Origin of the sequence: Lactobacillus nasalidis, assembly GCF_016587775.1 — a bacterium.
Lineage (GTDB): Bacteria > Bacillota > Bacilli > Lactobacillales > Lactobacillaceae > Lactobacillus > Lactobacillus nasalidis.
Genome location: NZ_BOCG01000526.1, coordinates 1 through 5138, shown reverse-complemented (window position 1 = coordinate 5138; position 5138 = coordinate 1). Strand labels below are relative to the sequence as shown.

5 protein-coding genes and 1 pseudogene are annotated in these 5138 nt (G+C 56.0%); 2 read left to right on the top strand and 4 right to left on the bottom strand.

The window, feature by feature from the left end; translation table 11 throughout:
• From lacNas_RS10360 to lacNas_RS10345, 4 genes and pseudogenes are all read right to left on the bottom strand, one after another.
• Positions 1–447, bottom strand: a pseudogene (locus tag lacNas_RS10360) (subtype B tannase); the annotation flags it as partial.
• Positions 448–673: 226 nt separating this feature from the next.
• Positions 674–1591, bottom strand: coding sequence for a LysR family transcriptional regulator (locus lacNas_RS10355; RefSeq protein ID WP_201332025.1), 918 nt, complete (start codon positions 1589–1591; stop codon positions 674–676).
• A 97-nt stretch (positions 1592–1688) separates the two neighbouring features.
• Positions 1689–2849 (bottom strand): MalY/PatB family protein, encoded by a 1161-nt coding sequence (locus lacNas_RS10350; protein ID WP_201332024.1) that lies wholly within the window; start codon positions 2847–2849, stop codon positions 1689–1691.
• Positions 2850–2857: 8 nt separating this feature from the next.
• The gene (locus lacNas_RS10345) at positions 2858–3403 is read right to left on the bottom strand and encodes an NAD(P)H-dependent oxidoreductase (RefSeq protein WP_201332023.1); all 546 of its coding nucleotides are present in this window, start codon (positions 3401–3403) and stop codon (positions 2858–2860) included.
• 290 nt (positions 3404–3693) lie between these two features.
• Between lacNas_RS10345 and lacNas_RS10340 the strand changes: the two genes are divergently transcribed.
• Positions 3694–4536, top strand: coding sequence for a DUF3737 family protein (locus lacNas_RS10340; RefSeq protein ID WP_201332022.1), 843 nt, complete (start codon positions 3694–3696; stop codon positions 4534–4536).
• Positions 4537–4566: 30 nt separating this feature from the next.
• Positions 4567–5138, top strand: a 572-nt coding sequence (locus lacNas_RS10335) for an alcohol dehydrogenase catalytic domain-containing protein (protein ID WP_201346832.1), incomplete at its 3' end; no start/stop codon positions are given.

The window sequence follows — 5138 nt, the reverse complement described above, 5'->3', positions numbered from 1 at the left end:
GGCAAAGATGTCGTCAGTCCCCGGAGCCGCCCCGATCTCTTCCAGATATTTTTCAAAAAAGCTGCTGTTGCCGCTGGCGCCAGTCAAAGCACTGGTGGCCCCGCCGGCACTGGTGCCGTTGGTGATGATTCTCTGGGCATTGCCCGGCAGGCGGCCGGAGTTGTACTTGACCCAGCGGACCGCTGCCTTCATGTCAACGATGAAGGCTGGCGCCTTGCCGCTTTCCAGAGTCCGCCCGCGCAGGCCGGCGGAAACCACGACATAGCCGCGCTTTAACGCGGCCACAATAGTCTTGGAGTTGGTCGGGAAGTTCTTGTTGCCCGGATAGTCGCAGGGGCCTGGCATGTAGCCGCCAACCGTGTTGGGCATGAAGATCGGGGCAGTTTCTCTGCTGTAGCTGCCGCACTTTTGGCCTTTGGCGTAGGCGGCGGGAGCGAATACATTCACTTTCTGAATCGGATCAGCCGGCTTGGCCACATAGTCCAGGCCTTCCCAGCTGCAGTATTCAAAGCCGTCCTCGGTCTTCTTGAATTCACGCTTTTCGGGGTCAAAAACTAATTTTTCGCTTGCATCTGTCATGTTGTTTCCTCCTTCAGATTTCTTACTTAGAATTTTAGGAGGAGAAAGCGCTTTTATCAATTCGCTTTGTCCGCCGTTTGATTCCAAAAAGGAATCAGTTCCCCAAGACAATGTCGATAAAGCGGCGGATGTGCTTGGGCGGGCGCTGCTGGTCGTCCAAAAGATGCGGGTTGACCAGGAGGTTGAGGTAGAGGGGCAGGTCTTCTTTCAGAGGAATGATGGCCGTATCCTTGGTTTGGTAGTATTCCGCCTGCCGCTTGGGCAGGATGGCGGTTCCGGCGCCGGCCTGCACCATGGAGACCAGGTTTTCGATCCGGTTGGCGGTGAAAACCACGTTGGGGTATTTTTTTAGGCCGGCTTGGTCATGGCTGTCATAGTAGTCGGCAAACCATTGGCTGAGCAGGCGGTATTCCGGGCTGGTCAAGACCGTGGACAAGATGGGCTCATCCTCCAGGTCGGCCAGACTGAGCTGGTCTTGCCCGGCAAATGGGGAACTGGCTGGGCACATGGCCACCAGATTCTCCTTCAAGATGTTGCAGCTGGCAGGACCCGTGGGGGCGGGACTGCTTTCTCTGACGAAGACCAGGTCGATCTTGTCCTGGTCAAAGCGGGAGTTGATTTCCTGGGCGGTCAGTTCTTGAACGTTGCAGCGCAGGCGCGGCATGGCGGCCATGGCCTTTTTGACCAGCTGCAGGAGGCCGTATTCGATCATGACCGCGGTTGAGCCAATGTTGATCTCGATTTTCTCATTGGCCTGGTTTTCCTTGAGGGCCGTCAAGAGCCACTGGTTGGCGTCCAGAATCCCGCGGCCATAGCGGACGACCAGCAGGCCGCTGTCGGTTAATTCAAAGTTCCGCCCCTTGCGCCGGACCAGCTGACAGCCCAGGTCCTTTTCCAGACTTTGGACGTGCTTGGTCAGGGTGGACTGGGAGATGAAGAGGGCGTCGGCGGCTTTTTGGTAGTTTTTTATCTCAGCCAGGGTGATGAACTGCTGCAGGTATTCGATTTTCATGGCGAAAGCTCCTTTCTTTTGACCTACTTTAACAAAAAAGCAAAGATTCTTTTAAACTGCATGAAAAAAGCGCTCAACGGAGCGCTTTTCTTTTTTCTTATTCAGTAAAGAACTTCTGCAGGCGGCTGGCCGCGTCCTTGACCTGGGAGAGCGGGCAGGCCAGGCTGATTCTGATGAACTTGTTGCCATTGCCTCCGTAGACGGTGCCCGGGTTGACGATTAGGCCGGTCTTTTCCCGCAGCTGGCGGGCAAAGTCGGCGCTGTCGTCAGTGACGGCGCTGACGTCGACCCAGACCAGGTAGGTTGAATTCTCGGAAGCCAGCTTGATCTGCGGCAGATTTTTCTTCAAAAAGTCAGCCAGGTAGTTCCGGTTGCCCAGAACATAGTCCTTGAGCTGGTGGACCCAGGCATTGCCTTCCGTGTAGGCGGCAATCGATGCCGGGATGGCCAGCAGGTTGGGCTCAGCAACTTCGTATTTGTTGACGGCGCGGACGAAGCGCTCGCGCAGGACCGGGTCGGCCACGATCCCCGTAGCGGCGTGCAGGCCGGCTAAGTTGAAGGTCTTGCTTGGCGAAACCAGGGTGATGGCGTTCTTGATCAGCTTTTCATCCAAGGCGAAAACCGGCGTGTAGTCTTCGCCTTCCAAGACCAGGTCCCCGTGGATCTCGTCGCTGATGACGATGACGCCGTGCTTTTGGGCCAAAAGCAGGATCTTTTCCAGCTCATCCTTGCTCCAGACATGGCCGGTCGGGTTGTGGGGGTTGCAGAGGATCATCATGGTCGTCAACGGATCGGCCAGCTTTTCCTCCAGGTCGGCCCAGTCGACGGCATAGCGAAGCTTGTCTGGGTCATAAACCATCTGGCTGGCCAGAATCTGCCGGCCGCTGTTGACAATGGAGTTGTAGAAGGTGTTGTAGATCGGCTCCAGCATCAAGACCTTGTCGCCGGTCTGGCTGAAGTGGTTGACGCTGGCCGTGATCGCCGGGATCACCCCGGTCGTGAAGGTCATCCAGCTGGTCGGGGCACTGGAGGCGTGCTCTTTTTCATACCAGGACTGGACGGCCTTGAAGTATTCTTTGGTCGGGTACTCGTAGCCAAAGACCCCGCTGTCCACCTTCCGGCGCATGGCTTCCAAGATCTCTGGGGCGGTCTTGAAGTCCATGTCCGCGATCGTCATCGGCAGTTCGCCGTCTTTGACCTCCCACTTGATGGAGTTGCTGGCCTTGCGGTCAATCATCGTGTCAAAATCGTAGTTCATTTTTTCTCCTATTCGTGTGCTGCTAAAAGCGGAATGTTGTCTTTTTTTAAATAGTCCACATATTTTTGCGCCTGGTCAGCCAGGTCGCTGTCAGAAATTGCGGAAGCCCCGGCCGTCACGAAAGGCGTCAGGTACTTGGTGCCGATCAAGTTGCTGGTTGCCTGGAAAGGCCGGAGCAGCTCGTTTACCGTGTAGTTGACGGAACCGCTGTGTTGGTAGTTGTCAGCCGGAGCGCCAGGGGAAACGGCGATCAAGAGCTCCTTGCCGTGCAGCTTGGTCCCGGTTGACCCGTAGGCCCAGCCGTATTCCAAAACCAGGTCCTCCCATTTCTTCAAAAGGGGCGGGCAGCTGTACCAGTACATCGGGAACTGCAGAACGATCCGGTCGCTTTCTTCCATGGCGGCCTGCTCGGCTGGGACGTCGATCTCCCCGTCAGGGTAGAGCCGGTAGAGGTCGCGGACTTCAAAGCCCGCCTCGCTGGCAGCCGCTGCCAGGGTCCGGTTGACCTGGGAAGAGGTCAGATCCGGGTGAAAAAGAAAAATCGTTGTCTTCATATTTTTGCCTCCTGTCTCTTGTTCAGCTTAGTGCAAGCCGGAAGAAAAAAGCAAGTTTTTTGAACCGGAATGCTATTCTTCGAGGACATACTACCATATTTAAAAAGCATTTTTCCATTGGCCGCCCGCCGGTTATGATTAAAATGTAGGATATTTGCCCGTGGCTGCAATACTATTCCAAAAAAGAATATCGATGTATAACTTTTATCGATTAGTTATAAAGGGCAAAAGGAATTATACTAGATTAAAAACGTTTGTGAAGAAAATGAATTGAGAGGAGATTTCCGGAAATGAAAGAAATCAGCAATGGTTACTATGACGGCGAGCGCCCCCTGTTTGGCCTGCGGGACGCGGCAATCAAGGACGTGACTTTCGGCACGGGCGAGTCGCCTTTGAAGGAAGGGCGCAACCTGGACCTGGACGGGGTGCTGTTTACCTGGAAGTACCCGCTTTGGTACGACAAGCATGTCAAAGTAAAGGACACGATTTTTGAAACGATGGCCCGGTCAGGCATCTGGTACACCGACGACATCACGATCACCGACAGCACCATCCAGGCACCCAAGCAGCTGCGCCGATGTCAAGGCGTGACCCTGGACCGGGTCCACTTCTCCAATGCCGAGGAAACCATGTGGACCTGCAAGGACATCCGCATCAGCAACGTGACGGTCAACGGGGACTACTTCGGCATGAACAGTGAGAACGTCTACGTTGACCACCTGGACCTGGTAGGCAATTACTGCTTTGACGGGGCCAAGAACGTGGAAGTGCACAACTCCCGCCTGGTGGCCAAGGACGCCTTCTGGAACTGCGAGAACGTGACCATCTACGATTCCCGGATCAGCGGGGAGTACCTGGCCTGGAACACCAAGAACATCACCCTGGTCAACTGCACGATCGAAAGCGACCAGGGCCTGTGCTACATCGACGGGCTCACGATGCGCAATTGCCGGACCCGGCGGACTGACCTGGCCTTTGAATACTGCCGGGACATCGATGCCGAAATCACCGGCGACATCATGAGCATCAAGAACCCGGTCAGCGGGAAGATCAAGGTCGGCCATGCGGACGACATCATCTTGGACGACCCGGAGATCGACTTTGACCAAGTTGAAATCGAGACGGCTGATTAAGGGATTTTTTAAAGAAAGGACAATGTCTTCATGAGAACAGCAGTATTTGCGGAAAAAGGGAAAATGGCCCTGGTTGACGCGCCTAAGCCGAAGCTGGAAAAAGACGATGACGTCATCATCAGAGTAATCCGGGCCTGCGTTTGCGGGTCGGACTTGTGGAACTACCGCGACGTCGACCACGTCGGCGCTGACTCCGCCAACTCGGGCCACGAGGCCATCGGGATCGTGGTGGAAACCGGCTCAGCCATCACCACGGTCAAGCCGGGCGACTTCGTGATCGCGCCGTTTACCCACGGCTGCGGCCAGTGCCCAGCCTGCCGGGCCGGCTTTGACGGGGCCTGCCAGGGGCACACGGACAACTTCAGCGGGGAAAACCAGGCTGAATACATCCGCTTCCAGCACGGGCAATGGGCCCTGGTGAAGATTCCGGGCAAGCCGGAAGACTACAGCGAAGGGATGCTCAAGTCCTTCCTGACTTTGGCTGACGTCATGGCCACCGGCTACCACGCTGCCAGAGTCGCCGGCGTCAAGGAAGGCGACACAGTCGTCGTCATGGGCGACGGGGCAGTTGGCCAATGCGCGATCATTGCCGCCAAGATGCT